Origin of the sequence: Bradyrhizobium sp. CCBAU 45389, assembly GCF_028128625.1 — a bacterium.
GTDB classification, from domain to species: Bacteria; Pseudomonadota; Alphaproteobacteria; order Rhizobiales; family Xanthobacteraceae; genus Bradyrhizobium; species Bradyrhizobium liaoningense_B.
On sequence record NZ_LBIY01000083.1, the window covers coordinates 88,429 to 107,159 of the forward strand.

At 64.8% G+C, this 18,731-nt stretch carries 18 protein-coding genes; 17 read left to right on the top strand and 1 reads right to left on the bottom strand.

Features of this window, described 5'->3' with window-relative positions; genetic code table 11:
• The first annotated feature begins 162 nt into the window (after positions 1-162).
• The 14 genes from XH79_RS14200 to XH79_RS14265 all read left to right on the top strand — a co-directional run bounded on the left by XH79_RS14200 (position 163) and on the right by XH79_RS14265 (position 15,355).
• The gene (locus XH79_RS14200; protein ID WP_271582072.1) at positions 163-1,824 is read left to right on the top strand and encodes an ABC transporter substrate-binding protein; all 1,662 of its coding nucleotides are present in this window, start codon (positions 163-165) and stop codon (positions 1,822-1,824) included.
• A gap of 190 nt (positions 1,825-2,014) precedes the next feature.
• Positions 2,015-2,968 carry an ABC transporter permease gene (locus XH79_RS14205; RefSeq protein ID WP_122405859.1) on the top strand — a complete coding sequence of 318 codons (954 nt, stop codon included), beginning with the start codon at positions 2,015-2,017 and terminating at the stop codon, positions 2,966-2,968.
• Positions 2,969-2,970: 2 nt separating this feature from the next.
• Positions 2,971-3,873: an ABC transporter permease gene (locus XH79_RS14210; RefSeq protein WP_212342317.1), complete on the top strand. Its 903-nt coding sequence runs from the start codon at positions 2,971-2,973 to the stop codon at positions 3,871-3,873.
• 3 nt (positions 3,874-3,876) lie between these two features.
• Positions 3,877-4,938, top strand: a complete 1,062-nt coding sequence (locus tag XH79_RS14215; protein WP_271582073.1) for an ABC transporter ATP-binding protein — start codon at positions 3,877-3,879, stop codon at positions 4,936-4,938.
• Positions 4,935-5,132: a hypothetical protein gene (locus tag XH79_RS14220; protein WP_212342315.1), complete on the top strand. Its 198-nt coding sequence runs from the start codon at positions 4,935-4,937 to the stop codon at positions 5,130-5,132. The genes XH79_RS14215 and XH79_RS14220 overlap by 4 nt, the downstream gene beginning before the upstream one ends.
• Positions 5,129-6,544 (top strand): amidase, encoded by a 1,416-nt coding sequence (locus tag XH79_RS14225; RefSeq protein ID WP_271582074.1) that lies wholly within the window; start codon positions 5,129-5,131, stop codon positions 6,542-6,544. Before XH79_RS14220 ends, XH79_RS14225 begins: the two co-directional genes overlap by 4 nt.
• Positions 6,541-7,515 (top strand): ABC transporter ATP-binding protein, encoded by a 975-nt coding sequence (locus XH79_RS14230; RefSeq protein ID WP_271582075.1) that lies wholly within the window; start codon positions 6,541-6,543, stop codon positions 7,513-7,515. Before XH79_RS14225 ends, XH79_RS14230 begins: the two co-directional genes overlap by 4 nt.
• Positions 7,516-7,929: 414 nt before the next feature.
• Positions 7,930-8,199, top strand: a complete 270-nt coding sequence (locus XH79_RS14235; RefSeq protein ID WP_271582118.1) for a GlsB/YeaQ/YmgE family stress response membrane protein — start codon at positions 7,930-7,932, stop codon at positions 8,197-8,199.
• A gap of 249 nt (positions 8,200-8,448) precedes the next feature.
• Positions 8,449-10,197, top strand: coding sequence for a type I secretion system permease/ATPase (locus XH79_RS14240; protein ID WP_271582076.1), 1,749 nt, complete (start codon positions 8,449-8,451; stop codon positions 10,195-10,197).
• Positions 10,198-10,207: 10 nt separating this feature from the next.
• On the top strand, positions 10,208-11,542 hold the full coding sequence (locus XH79_RS14245; RefSeq protein ID WP_271582077.1) for an HlyD family type I secretion periplasmic adaptor subunit: 1,335 nt from the start codon (positions 10,208-10,210) through the stop codon (positions 11,540-11,542).
• Between the two features lie 213 nt (positions 11,543-11,755).
• Positions 11,756-13,225 carry an AMP nucleosidase gene (locus tag XH79_RS14250; protein ID WP_212342306.1) on the top strand — a complete coding sequence of 490 codons (1,470 nt, stop codon included), beginning with the start codon at positions 11,756-11,758 and terminating at the stop codon, positions 13,223-13,225.
• Between the two features lie 121 nt (positions 13,226-13,346).
• Positions 13,347-13,955 carry a tetratricopeptide repeat protein gene (locus XH79_RS14255; protein ID WP_271582078.1) on the top strand — a complete coding sequence of 203 codons (609 nt, stop codon included), beginning with the start codon at positions 13,347-13,349 and terminating at the stop codon, positions 13,953-13,955.
• Between the two features lie 233 nt (positions 13,956-14,188).
• Positions 14,189-14,464, top strand: a complete 276-nt coding sequence (locus XH79_RS14260; RefSeq protein ID WP_020607898.1) for a DUF1488 family protein — start codon at positions 14,189-14,191, stop codon at positions 14,462-14,464.
• Positions 14,465-14,608: 144 nt separating this feature from the next.
• Positions 14,609-15,355 (top strand): hypothetical protein, encoded by a 747-nt coding sequence (locus XH79_RS14265; protein WP_271582079.1) that lies wholly within the window; start codon positions 14,609-14,611, stop codon positions 15,353-15,355.
• A 77-nt stretch (positions 15,356-15,432) separates the two neighbouring features.
• On the opposite strand, the gene XH79_RS14270 is transcribed toward XH79_RS14265, so the two are convergent.
• Positions 15,433-15,915 carry a CinA family protein gene (locus tag XH79_RS14270; protein WP_271582080.1) on the bottom strand — a complete coding sequence of 161 codons (483 nt, stop codon included), beginning with the start codon at positions 15,913-15,915 and terminating at the stop codon, positions 15,433-15,435.
• A 144-nt stretch (positions 15,916-16,059) separates the two neighbouring features.
• Here XH79_RS14270 and XH79_RS14275 point away from each other — a divergent pair, with 144 nt between their 5' ends.
• From XH79_RS14275 to XH79_RS14285, 3 genes are read left to right on the top strand one after another with little or no spacing between them, the layout of a single operon-like run.
• Positions 16,060-17,118: an amidohydrolase family protein gene (locus tag XH79_RS14275; RefSeq protein WP_271582081.1), complete on the top strand. Its 1,059-nt coding sequence runs from the start codon at positions 16,060-16,062 to the stop codon at positions 17,116-17,118.
• Positions 17,119-17,143: 25 nt separating this feature from the next.
• Positions 17,144-18,253 carry an amidohydrolase family protein gene (locus XH79_RS14280; RefSeq protein WP_271582082.1) on the top strand — a complete coding sequence of 370 codons (1,110 nt, stop codon included), beginning with the start codon at positions 17,144-17,146 and terminating at the stop codon, positions 18,251-18,253.
• Positions 18,253-18,666, top strand: coding sequence for a Rieske (2Fe-2S) protein (locus tag XH79_RS14285; protein ID WP_271582083.1), 414 nt, complete (start codon positions 18,253-18,255; stop codon positions 18,664-18,666). Before XH79_RS14280 ends, XH79_RS14285 begins: the two co-directional genes overlap by 1 nt.
• Positions 18,667-18,731: the final 65 nt, after the last annotated feature.

An 18,731-nucleotide genomic window follows, 5' to 3' on the forward strand; every position in this document is an offset into this window, starting at 1 on the left:
CAATCTTGATGCCAGAATAGGCAGCGCGCCGGTTTCGTCCGTGCGTTATCACAAGGACTTGTCGTCGCAGGGGCAATTTGCAGAATAAGTTTCTCCTTGGCATAGCCATTGCATACGATTGCATCAAAATTAATCATCGAAAGCCGAAGAAGGATCGAGGCGATGCTTATCAAGAACAAGAAGACACGGGCGGCGCTGATCGCGCTCTTGGCGCTTGGCAGCGCGGCCGCATGGCCGCGCGTGGTCGCTGCGGAAACTGTGCTGCGCATCGGCATGACCGCTGCCGATATTCCGCGCACCCTCGGCCAGCCCGATCAGGGTTTTGAAGGCAATCGCTTCACCGGCCTCACCATGTATGACGCGCTGACCGGCTGGGATCTGTCCTCTGCCGACAAGCCGAGCGTGGTGATCCCCGGCCTTGCCACCGAGTGGAAGGTCGACGATGCCGACAAGACCAAATGGACCTTCAAGCTGCGTCCCGGCGTCACCTTCCATGACGGCTCGCCGTTCAATGCCGACGCCGTGGTGTGGAATGTCGAGAAGGTGCTGAAGCAGGACGCGCCGCAATTCGACGCCAGCCAGGTCGGCGTCACGGCCTCGCGCATGCCGACGCTGGCCTCCGCGAAGAAGATCGACGACATGATGGTCGAGCTCACCACCAAGGAGCCCGACAGCTTCCTGCCGATCAATCTCACCAATTTGTTCATGGCGAGCCCGGCGAAGTGGCAGGCCTTCTACGACAAGGCGGAAGGCGCCGACGCCAAGGCGAAGTCGCAGGCCGCCTGGACCGCGTTCGCCAAGGACGCTTCGGGCACCGGCCCGTGGAAGATGGCGAGCTTCACCCCGCGCGAGCGGCTCGAGCTGGTGAAGAACGCGAGCTACTGGAACAAGGATCGCGTACCCAAGGTCGACAAGATGGTGCTCTTGCCGATGCCGGAAGCCAATGCACGCACCGCGGCGCTGCTGTCCGGTCAGGTCGATTGGGTCGAAGCACCGGCGCCGGACGCGCTGCCCGAGCTCAAGCAGCGCGGCTTCAAGCTCTACGCCAACGAGCAGCCGCATGTCTGGCCGTGGCAGTTCTCGCGCGTCGAGGGTTCGCCCTGGAACGACATCCGCGTGCGCAAGGCGGCGAACCTCTGCGTCGATCGCGAAGGCCTCAAGGACGGCCTGCTTGCGGGGCTGATGGTGCCGGCGTCCGGCACTTTCGAGCCCGGCCATCCCTGGCGCGGCAAGCCCACCTTCGAGATCAAATACGACAAGACTGCTGCGCAAAAACTGATGCAGGAAGCGGGCTTTGGTCCGAACAAGAAGCTGGCGGTGAAGATCCAGACCTCGGCGTCCGGCTCGGGACAGATGCAGCCGCTGCCGATGAACGAATATCTCCAGCAGGCGCTCGCCGAATGCTATTTCGACGTGAAGCTCGACGTCATCGAGTGGAACACGCTGTTCACCAACTGGCGTCGCGGTGCCAAGGATCCCAGCGCCAACGGCTCGAACGCGACCAACGTCACCTACGCGGCGATGGACCCGTTCTTCGCCCTGGTGCGCTTCCTGCAATCGAGCATGGCGCCGCCGGTCTCGAACAATTGGGGCTTCATCAACGATTCCAAGTTCGACGAGCTGGTGAAGAAGGCGCGCCAGACCTTCGATCCCGCCGCGCGCGACGCCGCGCTCGCCGAGCTGCACGCGGCCTCCGTCGATGACGCCGCCTTCCTCTACGTCGCACACGACGTCGGCCCGCGTGCGATGAGCCCGAAGGTCACAGGCGTCGTGCAGCCGAAGAGCTGGTTCATCGACTTCTCGCCGGTGTCGATCGCGCAGTGAGGTGAGCACGCTGGTAGGGCTCCCCCTCCCCCTTGCGGGGAGGGGTTGGGGAAGGGGGTCCACACGGGCAGTCCCTGTCTGGCCACCCCTCTCCCTAACCCTCCCCCGCAAGGGGGGAGGGAACCCTCGCATCGTGCGTCCCTCACTGTCGCCGCGCACTCGATCATGCGGCATCATGTTAGGTAATTAAGTGCTCGCCTATACCGCCAGACGCATTGTCTATGTCGTCCCGATCGTCATCAGCGTGGCGCTGGTGTGCTTCCTGCTCGTGCACATCACGCCAGGCGATCCGCTCGTTGCTGTGCTGCCGGCCGATGCGTCGCAGGAGCTCGCGGCGCAGCTGCGCGCCGCCTATGGCTTCGACCGGCCGCTGCCGGTGCAGTTCGGGCTTTGGCTGCTCCGTGCCCTGCATGGCGACCTCGGCAATTCCATCGCCACGGGACGCCCGGTGCTGGCCGAGGTCATGCGCGCGGTCGGCAACACCGTCACGCTCGCGATCGCCGCCGCCGTCATCGGCTTCACCATGGGCATCCTGCTCGGTCTGATCGCCGGTTATTTCCGCGAGACCTGGATCGACAAGGTCGCGACCTCCTTTGCCATCGCCGGCGTGTCGGTGCCGCATTACTGGCTCGGCATGCTGCTCGTCATCATCTTCTCGGTGCAGCTGAACTGGCTGCCCGCGGTCGGCGCCGGTCCCAGCGGCTCCAATTCCTGGGCGTGGGATTGGGCGCACCTGAAATACCTCGTGCTGCCGGCGATCACGACCTCGGTGATTCCCATGGGCATCGTCACCCGCACCGTGCGCGCGCTCACCGGCGATATCCTCAGCCAGGATTTCGTCGAAGCACTGCGCGCAAAAGGCCTGCGCGAAACAGGCGTGTTCCGCCACGTTATCAAGAACGCCGCGCCCACCGCGCTCGCGGTGATGGGGCTTCAGCTCGGCTACATGCTCGGCGGCTCGATCCTGATCGAGACCGTGTTCTCCTGGCCGGGCTCGGGCTTCCTGCTCAACTCGGCGATCTTCCAGCGCGACCTGCCGCTGCTGCAGGGCACGATCCTGATCCTGGCGCTGTTCTTCGTCTTCCTCAATCTGCTGGTCGACATCGCGCAAGCCGCGATCGATCCGCGCATCAAGCGGGGCTAGCGATGAGCGAGCTTCCGTTGTCAGCCACCGCCGACGCCGCGCTGCAGGCTGCGCCCGCCACCAAGGCACGCGGCTATTGGGCGACTGTCGGCCGCCGCATCATGCGGGACAAGGTCAGCATGGCCTGCGCGCTGGTGCTGCTGCTGATCTTCCTGTCCGCGATCCTCGCGCCGTGGCTCGGTCTCGAAGACCCCTACAAGGGCTCGATGATCCGCCGCCTCCGTCACATCGGCACGGCAGGCTATCCGCTCGGCACCGACGAGCTCGGCCGCGACATGCTGGCGCGGCTGATCTATGGCGGCCGGCTGTCGCTGGTGATCGGCATCCTGCCGGTCATCCTCGCCTTCTGCATCGGCACCTCGCTCGGCATCGTCGCCGGCTATGTCGGCGGCAAGCTCAACACCGCGATCATGCGCACGGTGGACGTGTTCTACGCCTTCCCGTCCGTGCTGCTGGCGATCGCGATCTCCGGTGCGCTCGGCGCCGGCATCCTCAACTCCATCGTGGCGCTGACGATCGTGTTCGTACCGCAGATCACCCGCGTCGCCGAAAGCGTCACCACAGGCGTGCGCAACATGGACTTCGTCGAAGCCGCGCGCGCCTCCGGCGCCGGCGCCTTCACCATCATGCGCGTCCATATCCTCGGCAACGTGCTGGGTGCGATCTTCGTCTATGCCACGAGCCTGATCTCGGTCTCGATGATCCTGGCGGCCGGTCTGTCCTTCCTCGGCCTCGGTACAAAACCGCCGGAGCCGGAATGGGGCCTGATGCTGAACACGCTGCGCACCGCGATCTACGTCAACCCTTGGGTCGCGGCACTTCCCGGAGCGATGATCTTCGCGGTCTCCATCTGCTTCAATCTGCTCTCGGACGGCCTGCGCAGCGCCATGGACATCAGGAACTAGGCCATGAGCGAAACCAACACTTCCGTCGCCATGCTGGAGCAGGTCGAGGACCGCGGCGGCGTTGCGCAGCCGCTGCTCCAGGTCAACGGCCTGACCAAGCATTTCCCGGTTCGCGGTGGGCTGTTCGCCGCCAAGCGGACCGTACGTGCCGTCGACAATGTCTCCTTCTCCGTCGCCAAGGGCGAGACGGTCGGCATCGTCGGCGAGTCCGGTTGCGGCAAGTCCACCACCGCGCGGCTCCTGATGCATCTGATGCCGCGCGATGACGGCGACATCATCTATGACGGCATGACCGTCGGCCAATCCTTGTCGCTGCGCGAGCTGCGCCGCGGCATGCAGATGGTGTTCCAGGATTCCTACGCCTCGCTCAATCCACGTCTCACTATCGAAGAGTCGATCGCCTTTGGTCCAAAAGTCCACGGCATGGCCGATGGTACGGCCCGCGCGCTGGCGCGCGAGCTGCTCGGCAAGGTGGGCCTGCGCCCCGAAAACTTCGCCAACCGCTATCCGCACGAGATCTCCGGCGGCCAGCGCCAGCGCGTCAACATCGCCCGGGCGCTGGCGCTGTCGCCGCGGCTGGTGATCCTGGACGAAGCCGTCTCCGCGCTCGACAAGTCGGTCGAGGCGCAGGTGCTCAATCTGCTCGCCGATCTCAAGCGCGAGTTCGGCCTGACTTATCTGTTCATCAGCCACGACCTCAACGTGGTCCGCTACATCTCGGACCGCGTGCTGGTGATGTATCTCGGCGAGGTCGTCGAGCTCGGCCCGGTCGACCAGGTCTGGGATAGTCCTGCGCATCCCTACACGCGCGCGCTGCTCGCCGCGATGCCGTCCTCAGATCCTGACAGGCGCACCGAGAAGCCGCCGATCACGGGCGATCCGCCCAACCCGATCGATCCGCCCCCGGGTTGCCGCTTCCACACCCGCTGCGCGTTTGCGGAGCCGCTCTGCGCAAATGCCGCACCAAAGCTCACGGCCGTCGATACAATGGGCCACGAGGCCGCGTGCTACATGGCGATTCCGGGTTCGGGCCATAGCCGCGCGCCCGCAGGGGAAACAGCATGACAAGACCGACACCAAAAGAGATCAAGCCCATCGCGCAAGTCTCGGGCATTCCCGTCGACGATGAGATCGCAACGCGCATCTCCAACGCCATCGGGCCCGCCTTCGAGGGTTTTGCCGCGATCGCCGGCACGCTGCCTTTCGACCTCGAGCCCGCGTCCTACGTGGTTGCGCAGTCGCAGAAGGTGTCGAAATGAGCCTCGAACCTGCCTTGATGACGCTCACCGAGGTCGCGCGCGCGATCGCGATGAAGCAGCTGTCTTCGCATGAGGTGACGCGTGCACTGCTGCACCGCATCGCGCAATGGCAGCCGCATCTCAACGCCTTCATGTCGATCGAGGCGGAAGCTGCGCTGAAGGCGGCCGAAGCTGCGGATGCCGAGCTTGCCAAGGGCAATGTGCGAGGACCGCTGCATGGCGTGCCGCTCGCGCACAAGGACATGTATTACGACGCCGGCCACGTCGCGACCTGCGGCTCGCTGATTCGCCGCGACTTCGTCGCGACCACGACGTCCACCGCCTTACAGCGGCTGAAGGATGCCGGCCAAATCCGGCTCGGCACGCTGCATCTTGCCGAGTTCGCCTATGGTGCGACCGGGCACAACAGCCATTATGGTCCGGTGCGCAATCCCTGGAACGTGGCGCACATCACCGGCGGCTCGTCTTCGGGCTCCGGCTCGGCGGTCGCAGCGCGCCTGACCTATGCCGCGCTCGGCTCCGACACCGGCGGCTCGATCCGCATGCCCTCGCATTTCTGTGGTGTCACGGGGCTCAAGACCACCTGGAGCCGCGTCAGCCGCGCCGGCGCGATGCCGCTGTCGCAATCGCTCGACACGGTCGGCCCGCTCGCGCGTACCGCGGAGGATTGCGCGCTGCTGCTGGCATTGACGGCCGGCCCGGATCCGGAGGATCCGACCGCGAGCCGCGAGCCTCTCTCGGACTACGTCGCCGCGACCAAGGGCTCCCTGAACGGCCTCAAGATCGGTGTGCCCGCGACCTACTATGTCGACGATCTCGACAGCGAGGTCGCGCGCGTGCTCGACGAGACCATTACGGTGCTCAAGCGCGAGGGCGCCGACATCGTCAAGGTCGAGCTGCCGGACCAGCGGCAATTGCAGGCGGCGAGCCAGCTCGTGCTGGCCGCTGAAGCCGCCGCCTTCCACAAGCGCTGGCTGATCGAGCGTTCGCAGGATTACGGCGCGCAGACATTGATGCGCCTCCAGAACGGCCTGGCCGTTCCCGCCGTCACCTATCTCGAAGCGATGCGCTGGCGTGGCCCGGCGCTAGCTGCGCACAATGCGGCGACTGCGGGCGTCGATGCGGTGATCGCACCGGCGTCCCCGGTGCCGGCGCCGTCGATCGAGGAGAGCGATGTCGGTGGCGGCCCGAACGCGCCGGCGCTGTTGCAGCGGTTGACGCTGTTCACCCGCCCGGTGAACTTTTTGGGCCTGCCGTCGCTGACCATTCCCTCGGGCTTCACCAAGAGCGGTCTGCCTGTCGGCATGCAGCTGATCGGCCGCTCCTTCGATGAAGCGACCCTGCTCACCATCGGCGCCGCCTTCCAGCGCGCCACCGACTACCACGACCGGATCCCCAAACTGCCGTCATGACAAAACTCGTCGAGATCTCAGGCCTCAACATCCGCTTCACCGGCGAGCGCACGGTCTATGCCGTGAACGACCTCAATCTCTCGCTCGGCAACAGTGAGGTGCTCGGCCTGCTCGGCGAATCCGGTTCGGGCAAGAGCGTGACCCTGCGTGCCTTAATGCGGCTGTTGCCGAAGAAGCGCACGCAGATTTCGGGCACGGTCAACGTGATGGGACAGGACGTGCTCGCCATGAACGACGAGCAGCTGTCGTCGTTCCGCGGCCAGACTGTCTCGATGATCTTCCAGGAGCCCGCGCTCGCGCTCGACCCGGTCTACACCATCGGTGCGCAAATCGCCGAAAGCGTCGTGCGCCACGAAGGCAAGTCTTATGCGGAGGGTCGCGCGAGAGCGCTGGAGATGCTCGAGGTCGTGCGCATTCCCTCGGCAAAGCGCCGGCTCGACGCCTATCCGCACGAAATGTCCGGCGGCATGCGCCAGCGCGCGATGATCGCGCTTGCGCTGGCCTGCCGTCCCAAGATCTTGCTGGCTGACGAGCCGACCACGGCGCTCGATGCCACCGTGCAGATCCAGATCCTGTTGCTGCTGCGCGAGCTGCAGCGCGAGTTCGGCATGTCCGTCATCTTCGTCACCCACGATATCGGCGTCGCCATCGAGATCTGTGACCGCGTCGCGGTGATGTATGCCGGCCAGATCGTGGAGCAGGGGACCTTGCGCGACATCGTCCGCACCCCCGTGCACCCCTACGCCAAGGGCCTGCTTGCCTCGACCATTCATGGCGCGAGGCGGGGGCAGCGGCTCGAGACCATCCCCGGCACCCCGCCCTCGCTGGCCGAGAAACCCCACAACTGCTCCTTCGCCCCCCGCTGCCCCGTGGCGCAGCCGCGCTGCCTGGAGCAACTGCCGCCGAACGTAGAAGTGGGGCCGGGCCGGGCGGCCAGGTGCGTGCTGGCGGAGCCGGTGGTCGCGACGTAACGCTTTAGGCGGGGGGCGGCCACGTGCGCCGCTGCGCTCCCTCGCCCCGTTCTTACGGGGAGAGGGTTGGGGTGAGGGGCCTCTCTCCACACCTGAGATCGTCGAGAGACCTGTACCCCCTCACCCGGATCGCGCCGGACGATGCTTCGCATCGCCGGGGGCGATCCGACCTCTCCCCGCAAGCGGGGAGAGGTGAAGAGCGGTGTGCGCGCTTCTTCAAAATTCCTCCACGACAACACCGACTTGTCACAGTTCGCCGCCCGCATTCCGGCCAAGCGCGCTCTACTGTGCATGGGGTTGTTTTCGCCTTTTTTGTTGGCGCCGCCTTTCGGCGCGAGCCTGCGGAACCCATTCAGACCTCATTCATCCCGGTTCCGGTTCCATGCGCCCGTTCACGGAGAGGGACTTCAACTTATGTACATTTCTGGCCAAAGCCTCATCGTCATCCTGTTCGTCGGCCTGGTCGCCGGCTGGCTTGCGGGCAAGGTGGTCCGCGGCGCCGGGTTCGGCATCGTCGGCGACATCGTGATCGGCATCGCCGGCGCGTTCGTCGCCAGCTTCCTGTTCCCGAAGCTCGGCATCCATCTTGGCGTGGGGCTGGTCTCGGAGATCATCTATTCCGCGATCGGCGCCATCATCCTGCTGCTGGTGGTCCGCCTGGTGCGCGGCGGCGGGCGGCTCTAGCGCCGCAATCCAACCTGGCGCCTCCCCGTCTTGGGAAAGGCGTCAGGTCCGCAAGAAAAAGCCGCAAGCCTGTGAGATTCCGGGCTTGCGCGCGGGGCCATCAAGGGTAGAGATGTGGCAACCAGGGGTTCGGATTGAATCAACCGCGTTGACGAAGGGGCGAGAACGCGATGTTAATCCGGGTCAATTACTCCTGAAATTGCCTTTGAAATCAGGGGCCTTGCCCCATACCCGAAAGAGATCAGACTGATGGCAGCCGTACCCGGCGTTCGCCGTTCAGAGCTCGCTGACGCGCTGCGCGCCTGTCGCACGGCGTTCGTCGGCGTCGGCCTGATGAGCTGCGTGATCAACCTGCTCTACCTGACCGGGTCGATCTTCATGCTGGAGGTCTACGACCGGGTGCTGCCGAGCCGCAGTGTTCCAACCCTGGTCGGCCTCATCATCCTCGCCAGCTTCCTCTACATGGCGCAGGGCGTGCTCGACATGATCCGCAACCGGATCCTGGGGCGGATCGGAACCTCGCTCGACGATGCCCTCAACAAGCGCGTGTTCGACACCATCGTGCGCCTGCCGCTCTTGGTCGGGAGCCGCAACGAAGGTCTGCAGCCCCTGCGCGACCTCGACAATGTCCGCTCCTTCCTCGGCGGCATGGGCCCGAGCGCGTTCTTCGACCTGCCCTGGCTGCCGCTCTACCTCGCCATCTGCTTCGCCTTCCACGTCCTGATCGGGGTGACCGCTCTGGTCGGCGCCATCATCCTGGTGGGCCTGACGCTGGTTACCGAATTCATGTCCCGCCAGCCGGCGAAGGAGGCGATGGGCCTTGCCGCGCAGCGCAACGATCTCGCCCAGTCCAGCCGCCGCAACGCCGAGGTGATGGTGGCGATGGGCATGACGGGCCGGATGAACCAGCGCTGGAGCGAGGCCAACGAAAAATATCTCGCCGGCAATCAGCGTGCGAGCGACGTCGCCGGCGGCCTGGGGGCGGTCGCAAAGGTGCTGCGCATGATGCTGCAATCGGCGGTGCTCGCCGTCGGCGCCTATCTCGTCATCCACCAGGAGGCGACCGCGGGCATCATCATCGCCGGCTCGATCCTCTCGGCCCGTGCGCTGGCGCCGGTCGATCTCGCCATCGCGCATTGGAAATCCTTCGTCGCGGCCCGTCAGAGCTGGCAGCGCCTCACGCGCCTTCTGGAACAGATGCCGGCGCAGGCCATGCCGACCCAGCTGCAGGCGCCGACCAGCCGCCTCTCGGTCGAGGGCGTCGCCATGGTGCCGCCGGGCGACCAGCGTCTCATCGTGCAGGACGTCAGCTTCGCGCTCGCCGCCGGCAACGGTCTCGGCGTGATCGGGCCGAGCGGTTCCGGCAAATCCTCGCTGATCCGCGCGCTCGTCGGCGTCTGGCAGCCGGTGCGCGGCAAGGTGCGGCTCGACGGCGCGGCGCTCGATCAATGGTCAAGCGACGTGCTCGGCCGCCATATCGGCTATCTGCCGCAGGACGTCGAGCTGTTCGGCGGCACCATCGCGCAGAACATCAGCCGGTTCGATCCCGAAGCGACGTCTGACGGCATCATCGCCGCCGCCAAGGAGGCCGGCGTGCACGAGATGATCATCAAGATGCGCGAAGGCTACAACACGCAGGTCGGCGAGCAGGGCACCGCGCTGTCCGCAGGCCAGGCGCAGCGCGTGGCGCTGGCGCGCGCGCTCTACGGCAGTCCGTTCCTGATCGTGCTCGACGAGCCCAATTCCAACCTCGATACCGAAGGCGACGAGGCGCTGACCCGCGCGATCCGCTCGGCGCGCGAGCGCGGCGCCATCGTCATCGTGGTGGCGCATCGCCCCATCGGCGTCGAGGCGGTCGACCAGATTCTGGTGCTGCGCGATGGTCGCATGCAGGCCTTCGGCCCGAAGGAGCAGGTGCTCGCCCAGGTGCTCCAGCCGCGGGTGACGCCGCCGGCCCCGATCAAGGTCGTCAGTGAAGGCGGAGTGGCCAAGTCATGAGCACAAAGTCATGAGCACGATGGCGATCGGCGGCGCGAAGCCCGCCGCCAAGAAGACCGTGCGTGATTCCATCAAGTTTCACCTGATGCTCGGCCTTGGCATCGTGCTGGTTCTCGTCGTCGGCCTCGGCGGCTGGGCATCGACGGTGCTGATCTCGGGCGCGTTGATCGCGCCGGGCCAGGTCGTGGTCGAATCCAACGTCAAGAAGGTGCAGCATCCGACCGGCGGCGTGGTCGGCGAGCTGCGCGCCCGCGACGGCGATCTGGTCAAGGCCGGCGACATTGTGGTGCGGCTCGACGACACCGTCACCAGGGCGAACCTCTCCATCGTCGTCAAGAATCTCGACGCCGCGCAGGCGCGCACGGCGCGGCTGCAGGCCGAGCAGCGCGGTCTCGACAAGATCGAGTTTCCGCAATCCCTGCTCGATCGCGCCAGCGATCCCGACGTCAAGGCGCTGCTCTCCGCCGAGACCAAGCTGTTCGAGGTCCGCGTCAACGGCCGCGCCGGCCAGAAGGCGCAGCTCCGCGAGCGCGTCCTGCAGCTCAACGAGGAAATCGAGGGCCTGTCCGCGCAGGAGACGGCCAAGGACAAGGAGATCGCGCTAGTCCAGAACGAGCTCACCGGCGTCCGCGATCTCTACGACAAGCGTCTGGTGCAGATCTCGCGACTGACCCAGCTCGAGCGCGACTCGGCCCGCCTCAACGGCGAGCGCGCGCAATACATCGCCTCGCGCGCACAGGCCAAGGGCAAGATCACCGAGACCGAGCTCCAGATCATCCAGGTCGACAAGGATATGGTCAGCGAGGTCTCCAAGGATCTGCGCGAGACCAATGACAAGATCGGCGAGCTGATCGAGCGCAAGGTCGCGGCCGAGGACCAGCTTCGCCGCGTCGACATCCGCGCGCCGCAGGACGGCATGGTGCTGCAATCGACGGTGCACACCGTCGGCGGCGTCGTCACCGCCGGCGACACATTGATGCTGATCGTGCCGCAGGCCGACGATCTCCAGGTCGAGGCCAAGGTCAATCCGGTCGACATCGACAAGCTCCAGATCGGACAGAAGACGCTGCTGCGCCTGTCCGCCTTCAACCAGCGCACCACGCCGGAGCTCAATGGCGTCGTCAGCCGCGTCTCGCCCGACGTCACCACCGAGCAGCGCACCGGCCAGAGCTACTACACCATCCGCGTCTCGATGCCGCCGGAGGAGATTGCCCGCCTCGGTGACGTCAAGATCATCCCCGGCATGCCCGTGGAAGCCTTCGTCCAGACCGGCGACCGCACCATGCTGTCCTACCTGATGAAGCCGCTGCACGACCAGCTGATGCGGGCCTTCCGCGAGAAGTGAGCGCGAAAGCGCGTCATCCCGGAGCGCGCTTAGCGCGCATCCGGGATCTCGAGCGGCACACTCGATCTCGTAGGGTGGGTTAGGCGAAGCCGTAACCCACCGCTTCTCTATCCGCAGCAGCGGAAGTGGTGGGTTACGCTGCGCTAACCCACCCTACGACACCTTCTTCTTTGCTATAGTTCGACTCAATCGCAAATAACCCGGCGGTCGAACATGCAGTCCCCTCCGTCCATCGCCACCAAATCCTTCTCCGATGCGTCTCTTGCCGTCGCCCGGCTCGAAGAGATCTACGAGCGCAACACAAAGTTCCTGCGCGATCGGTTCGAAGCCTATGTTGGCGGCGAAGCCGTCACCACGCGGGTGCGGGCCTACTATCCCTTCGTCCGCCTCACCACCGCGACCCATGCGCGGCTGGATTCCCGGCTGTCCTACGGCTTCGTCGCCGGACCCGGTGTGCACGAGACCAGCGTCACGCGGCCGGATCTGTTCCGCGCCTATCTCACCGAGCAGATCGGTCTGTTGATCCAGAACCATGGCGTGCCTGTGGAAATCGGCGAGTCCGCCGAGCCGATCCCGATCCACTTCGCCTATCGCCGCGACATCAACATCGAGGCCGCCATCACCACCAGCGAGAACTCGCCCGTCACGCGCTCGCTGCGCGATGCGTTCGATGTGCCTGACCTCGCCACCATGGACGATGCCATCGCCGACGGCACCTTCGAGCTGCAGCCGGGCGCGCCCGAGCCGCTGTCCTTGTTTCGCGCCGCCCGCGTCGACTACTCGCTGCGCCGGCTCTACCACTACACCGGCACCGATCCCGAGCATTTCCAGAACTTCGTGATCTTCACCAACTACCAGTTCTATATCGACGCCTTCGCGCAGCTCTGCCAGCAGCGGCTCCAGGCTGGCGAAGCCGGCCTCGAAGCCTTTGTCGCGCCCGGCAACGTCATCACGCACGCAGGTGGCGCGACGACCGGCGTCGCGCCCGTGCGCACGCCGCAGATGCCGGCCTACCACCTGGTCGAACCCGATTACCGCGGCATCAGCCTCATCAATATCGGCACCGGCCCGTCGAATGCGCGCAATGTCACCGACCACGTCGCGGTGCTGCGGCCGCACGCCTGGCTGATGCTCGGCCATTGCGCGGGCCTGCGCAACACGCAGCGGCTCGGCGACTACGTGCTCGCGCACGGCTATGTGCGCGAGGACCACGTGCTCGATCGCGAGCTGCCGCTCTGGGTCCCTATCCCGGCGCTGGCCGAGATGCAGGTCGCGCTCGAGGAGGCGGTCGAGGACGTCACCGGCCTCGAAGGCTTCGAGCTCAAGCGCCTGATGCGCACGGGGACCGTCGCGAGCGTCGACAACCGCAATTGGGAGATCTCCGGCCCAGAGGTGATCCGCCGCATGTCGCAGTCGCGCGCGGTGGCGCTCGACATGGAATCGGCCGCGATCGCCGCCAACGGTTACCGCTTCCGCGTTCCCTACGGCACGCTGCTGTGCGTCTCCGACAAGCCGCTGCATGGCGAGATCAAGCTTGCCGGCATGGCGAGCGAGTTCTACCGCCGCCGCGTCGGCCAGCATCTCGAGATCGGCCTGAAAGCGCTGGAGCGGATCAAGCAGCAGGAATCCGAACGCCTGCATTCGCGAAAGCTGAGAAGCTTTGCCGAAGTGGCATTCCAGTAAAGGACAACAGAACTGTCGTACGAACGTTGACGTCTCCGTGAGCGCAGCACCCCGGAATATCCTTGTCGAGGCAGGGTTATCGATTCGTCCGGGGCTTCTTGAAGCAGGACAGGAGACGAAGATGCTCACAGGGATGATCAGGCTCGTCGCGCTCGGTGCATTTGCGGCGGCCCAGTTGAGCTCGCTGGCGTTCGCGGCGGGCGGTGGTGGAGGAGGCGGTGGCGGTTCCGGTTCTACCGATCCTTATGGCGGGGCCTATTCGGATCAGAAGCCGCAGCCAACCTATCCGAAGCGGCCGGGCACAAAGGCAACCCAGAAGGGCAAGAAGCAAGGCAACCAGTCCAGCATCGGCGATCCCGCTTTCGCCGCCGGCTACCGCGTCGCCTATGACACCATCTACGAGCGCAACGACTATGCAGCCGCGATCGCGCAGTTGAAGTCGCTCGGCCAGGACGACCATCCGAACGTCGCCAATCTCATCGGCTATGCGTACCGCAAGCTCGGCGACTACGAACAGTCGCAGGTCTGGTACGAGCGCGCCTTGCAGGCAGATCCGAACCACGTGCTGACGTGGCAATATTATGGACTGTGGCAGCTCGAGCGGGGCAACCGCGAGCAAGCGCTCTATCATCTCGGTCGGATCGCATCCATCTGCGGGACCGACTGCGAGGAATATCGATCGCTGGCCGCGGCACTGGACAAGCCGGCCGGAACAGCGCTCGTCTATTGAGGTCGGAGCGCGGCGGGCTGACGCGAGTGCTGTTGACGCGCGTCGTATGACCGCCATGTCCCCTAAAGCATGATCCGGAAAAGTGCGAAGCGGCTTTCCGGAAAGATCATGCGTAAACAACAACCTAAAGCGCGATGACGATTCATCCAAATCTCATCGCGCTTCAGTGCGGGTGGTGACAATGCGTCAGATTTTCAGCATTGTCCGGCGCGGGGCTCGACCGGGACGACTTGATGCCACTTTTGCGCGACAAGATCATTGGCCATGATCTGGAACGGCTGGCCTTTCGCTTCACCATGCTGGACGATGGCGAGGTCGTGCAGTGCCAGATCTCCGACGCCGCGATGGACGAACTCGCGGGCATGCAGGGCACCGAAAGCAGCGCGCGACAGGCGCAGTTCCTGTCCCTGCGCGAGACCATCGAGCGCATCGCGTCGGACCTCTACGACGAGGCGCCGAGGGTGCAGGGCTATGTAGTGCGGATCTTCATGCGGCATTTGGGGCGGTAGCGAGGACCTGCCCAGCCTGTCATGGCCGCGAAAGGATTCATTAAGAGCATCCTGTAGTTGCATTGGATGAGGGCGGCTCGGCGTGAGATGATGGCGCCACGGTAACTCAGCCATATTTCTCGCGTGACCAAAAGATCCATCCTGTTGCTCCTGGCCGTCGCCCTGCTGGCCGGAAACCTGGTGTATGCGTACCTCGCCGGGCCGAGCGCGTTTGCGCGCGATTTCGATCAGAACATCGCGCGGTTTCCTTTGGCGGCTTCGATCGCCCGCAGCGATCGAAGTCTCAGGGACGTCTTCCTCCGGGAGACCGAAGAGGCGTTCAACAGAGGCGGATGGCCCGCCGCCAATGGTACGCTCAACATGATCCTGGCTTCCGAGATGGAAGCCTATGCCGACGACGAGCACATCAATGCCCTGGATCGTGCGGTGCTCGCGGTCCTTTTGAAGCTCGCGAGCGACCCATTGGCATGCAAATCCTACCTTTTGGCTGGTTTCCAACGTGGCGAGTTTCCGGACGCAGCGCAAGAGTTTGCAGATCTTGGGTCGGCAACTGGGGCGGCGATCGCAAACGGCTTCGAGCGCAAGACGAATGGCGTTGTCCGGCCGCAGGCCAGCGACGCGGAGATTGCAGCGATCGAATCGCAGTTGCGTCTGGGGCCATTCGCGGAGCTCACCCGACAAGAGCTTGGAGCCCAGGCGAGATATCTCGATGGCAACCCTGGTCTGATGTGCAGTGCGGCCATCAAGAAGCAGCTCAATCTTCTTGCAGCAGATCGTGCCGACGCGGCTTACGTCTCGCGCGTGTGGAGAGCCAGGGACTGCAAGATCGATATTGTCGAGGTCCGCGCGAAGCTATGCCGCGAGCCCGGCAACGGCTTGTCCTGCCCTTAGCCGGGCACGGCGACGCGGCGGGCCAAGGGCGGCCTCAGGTCGACGGCTTATCGCGCAGCATCCCCATGTGTGGGCATTCATCTCTCCAAATTCCGTAACAACAACCTCAGCGCCGTCGCAGCAAACACCTGCATGTTCGCGAACCGGTCATTGCTATCCGTCTCCAGCGTCATCACCTCTGCCGCGGGGCCTGCGACGGCCATGCAGCTATGGCCGGCGGCATCACCGTAGCGGTTGCCGGTGGGACCGGCGGCGCCGGTCTCGGACAGGCCCCAGTCGCAGCCAAAGCGGCTGCGCATCTGTTCGGCCAGCAGTTTCGCATAGGGCTCCGATGAGGATCGAAAGCCCTTCATTCCTTCATCCGAAATATCCATCAGCACGCGCCGGGCATCGCGGGTGTAGACCACGGCGCCGCCGAGGTAATAGGCGGAGGCGCCGGGCACCGCGAGCAGGCTGGCCGAGATCAGTCCGCCGCCAGACGATTCCGCCACCGCAATGGTCTGTTTGCGCGCGATCAGTTTCGCCGCGACCTGTTCCGCAATGCCGACGAGCTCTTTCATCCTGTACCCCTTATCCCTTCGCAACCGAGCTCAGCCTTCCTAGCATATGACAGCAGGCTTGGCCGAGTTGCGGGCGACGGGCAGGCCTGCTTGAATGGTGGGTAGAAGAAGAGACATGCGAGGAAACGTGAGAAGGGAGACGTCATGGCGTCCCTGATCGCCGGCGGCGTCGATTGCGACGTGCATCCGGCCGTGCCGCATCTGACCAGCCTGCTGCCGTACCTGAACGATTATTGGCGCGATCAGGTGACGACGCGCGGCATGGTCGACCTCGTCTCGCAATCCTATCCGCAGAACTCGCCGATCACGGCGCGCCCCGACTGGCGTCCTGAAAGCGGCAAGCCAGGCGAGAACCTTGCGGACATGCAGCGCCATGTGCTCGATCCTTTCCAGCTTGAATACGCCATCTGCAATCCGCTCTATGGCGTGCAGATGGTGTTTTCCGAGGACATGCAGGCCGCCTTCTGCCGCGCGCTGAACGACTGGCTGGTGAAGGAATGGCTCGATCGCGACAAGCGACTGCGCGGCTCGATCGTGATCCCCACGCAAAGCATCGAGAAGGCCGTCGCCGAGATCGAGCGCTGCGCGCCTGATCGTCGCTTCGTGCAGGTCTTGATGCTTGTCATGGGCGACACGCCGCTCGGCAAGCGCGCACTGTGGCCGATCTATGAAGCCGCGGAGCGGCTCGGCCTGCCGATCGGCGTCCACGCAGGTTCCGCCTATCACAATCCGCCGACTGCGGTGGGATGGGGCTCCTATCACATCGAGGATTATGTCGGTCAGGCCCAGGCGTTCCAGACCCAGCTCACCAGCCTGATCGTCGAAGGCGTGTTCGCCAAATATCCGCGGCTGAAAATGGTGATGCTCGAGTCAGGCGTCTCCTGGATCGCGCCGTATCTTTGGCGACTGCACAAGTTCTGGCGCGGGGTGCGGATGGAGACGCCGTGGGTCGATCGCGCGCCGCTGGAACTTGTGCGCAGCAACATCCGCTTCTCGTTACAGCCATTTGATGCGCCGCCGGAACCCGAGACATTAATTCGCCTGTTTGAGCATATGCAGTCGGACGAATTGGTCTTATTCTCTACCGACTATCCGCACTGGCAGTTCGACGACCAGGACGCGCTGCCCAAAGGTCTGTCCCCCGATCTCGTGCGCAAGATCATGATCGACAATCCGCATGCAACCTATCCCCGCCTGACGTGAGCCCGCTGCCAAAGGAGGCAAGGCGATGAATATCCAGTTCCGCGAGAACCAAGAAGCCGCTTCCCCACTGACCGTCAAAACCGCGATCGCGGACTGCGACATCCATCCGGCACGCGCCACCCGCACCGAGCTCTATCCCTACCTTGCCAAGCGCTGGCAGCATCATCTCGAGATCTACGGCGTCCATGCCTATCAGGGCATGATGGAAGGCCCGCCCTATCCGAAGGCCCAGCCCAATGCCTCGCGCCGCGATGCCTATCCGCCGGAGGGCGGCCCGCAGGGCTCCTCGCTCGCCTTCATGCAGAAGCAATTGCTCGATCCCAACAATGTGCAGCTTGGCGTGCTCAATCCGCTCAACACCGGGCAGGGCCTCCGCAATCACGAGCTCTCGGCCGCGCTGTGCTCGGCGATCAACGATTGGCAGATCGACAAATGGACCAGCAAGGACAAGCGGCTGAAGGCCTCGATCGTCGTGGGCAATGAGGACGGCCTGTCGGCCGCCGCAGAGATCCGCGAGCGCGCCGGCGACAAGAATTTCGTGCAGGTGCTCTTACTCAGTCGTAACGTCGAGCCGCTCGGCCAGCGCCGCTACTGGCCGATCTATCAGGCCGCGGAAGAGGCCGGCCTTCCCGTCGGCGTCCACGCCTTCGGCTTCGGCGGCAACCCGATTACGCCGTCGGGCTGGCCGAGTTACTACATCGAGGAGATGGTGGGGCATTCGCAATGCCAGCAATCGGCGCTGGCGAGCCTCGTGCTGGAGGGCGTGTTCGAGCGCTTCCCGAAACTGAAGATGGTGATGATCGAGGCCGGCTTCGGCTGGGCGCCGTCATTGGCGTGGCGACTGGACAGGGCCTGGCAGCGGCTCCGAAGCGAGGTGCCGCACGTGAAGCGGCCGCCGTCGGAATATATCCGCGAGCAGGTGTGGTGGACGACGCAGCCGATGGAGGATCCTGAAAGGCGTGAGGATCTGTTCGACGTGATCAAATGGATCGGCTGGGACCGCTTGCTGTTCGCGACCGACTACCCGCATTGGGACTATGACGAGCCGTCGCGCGTGCTGCCGGCGGGCGTCAGCGAAGCCAATCGCGAGGCGTTCTATCTGGGCAATGCGAAGAAGCTGTACGGCATTTCCTGATGGCAAGACACGTCATTGCGCCAGTGGATGAGCTTCCGCCGGGCACGCGAAAATTTCTGGAGATCGACGGACGGCCGATTGCGATCTTCAACATCAAGGGCGAGTATTTCGGCCTGATGAACCGCTGCCCGCATCAGGGCGCGGCGCTGTGCGAGGGGCCGCTGATCGGTCTCGCACAGTCGAGCAGTCCCGGCGAGATCGAATACACGAAACTCGGCGAGATCATCCGCTGCCCCTGGCACGGCTGGGAGTTCGACATCCGCACCGGCCAGTCCTACTGCGATCCCCGTCGCTTCCGCGTGAAGGCCTATCCGGCCCATGTCGAGCCGGGCGCGAGCGTGGTGAAGGGCCCGTATGTCGCGGAGACGATACCCGTGAAGGTCGAGAGCGACTACGTGGTGGTGGAGCTGTAGGCTCCGCTCTTACCCTCCCCTGGAGGGGGAGGGTCGATCGCGCGAAGCGCGAGCGGGGTGGGGTG

Coding starts and splice junctions, on each gene's coding strand:
- XH79_RS14210 (WP_212342317.1), top strand. CDS start 2,971: ATGAGCGAGCTTCCGTTGTCAGCCACCGCCGACGCCGCGCTGCAGGCT.
- XH79_RS14270 (WP_271582080.1), bottom strand. CDS start 15,915: ATGAAAGAGCTCGTCGGCATTGCGGAACAGGTCGCGGCGAAACTGATC.
- XH79_RS14275 (WP_271582081.1), top strand. CDS start 16,060: ATGGCGTCCCTGATCGCCGGCGGCGTCGATTGCGACGTGCATCCGGCC.
- XH79_RS14255 (WP_271582078.1), top strand. CDS start 13,347: ATGCTCACAGGGATGATCAGGCTCGTCGCGCTCGGTGCATTTGCGGCG.
- XH79_RS14260 (WP_020607898.1), top strand. CDS start 14,189: ATGCCACTTTTGCGCGACAAGATCATTGGCCATGATCTGGAACGGCTG.
- XH79_RS14240 (WP_271582076.1), top strand. CDS start 8,449: ATGGCAGCCGTACCCGGCGTTCGCCGTTCAGAGCTCGCTGACGCGCTG.
- XH79_RS14200 (WP_271582072.1), top strand. CDS start 163: ATGCTTATCAAGAACAAGAAGACACGGGCGGCGCTGATCGCGCTCTTG.
- XH79_RS14220 (WP_212342315.1), top strand. CDS start 4,935: ATGACAAGACCGACACCAAAAGAGATCAAGCCCATCGCGCAAGTCTCG.
- XH79_RS14245 (WP_271582077.1), top strand. CDS start 10,208: ATGAGCACGATGGCGATCGGCGGCGCGAAGCCCGCCGCCAAGAAGACC.
- XH79_RS14230 (WP_271582075.1), top strand. CDS start 6,541: ATGACAAAACTCGTCGAGATCTCAGGCCTCAACATCCGCTTCACCGGC.
- XH79_RS14225 (WP_271582074.1), top strand. CDS start 5,129: ATGAGCCTCGAACCTGCCTTGATGACGCTCACCGAGGTCGCGCGCGCG.
- XH79_RS14235 (WP_271582118.1), top strand. CDS start 7,930: ATGTACATTTCTGGCCAAAGCCTCATCGTCATCCTGTTCGTCGGCCTG.
- XH79_RS14280 (WP_271582082.1), top strand. CDS start 17,144: ATGAATATCCAGTTCCGCGAGAACCAAGAAGCCGCTTCCCCACTGACC.
- XH79_RS14250 (WP_212342306.1), top strand. CDS start 11,756: ATGCAGTCCCCTCCGTCCATCGCCACCAAATCCTTCTCCGATGCGTCT.
- XH79_RS14215 (WP_271582073.1), top strand. CDS start 3,877: ATGAGCGAAACCAACACTTCCGTCGCCATGCTGGAGCAGGTCGAGGAC.
- XH79_RS14285 (WP_271582083.1), top strand. CDS start 18,253: ATGGCAAGACACGTCATTGCGCCAGTGGATGAGCTTCCGCCGGGCACG.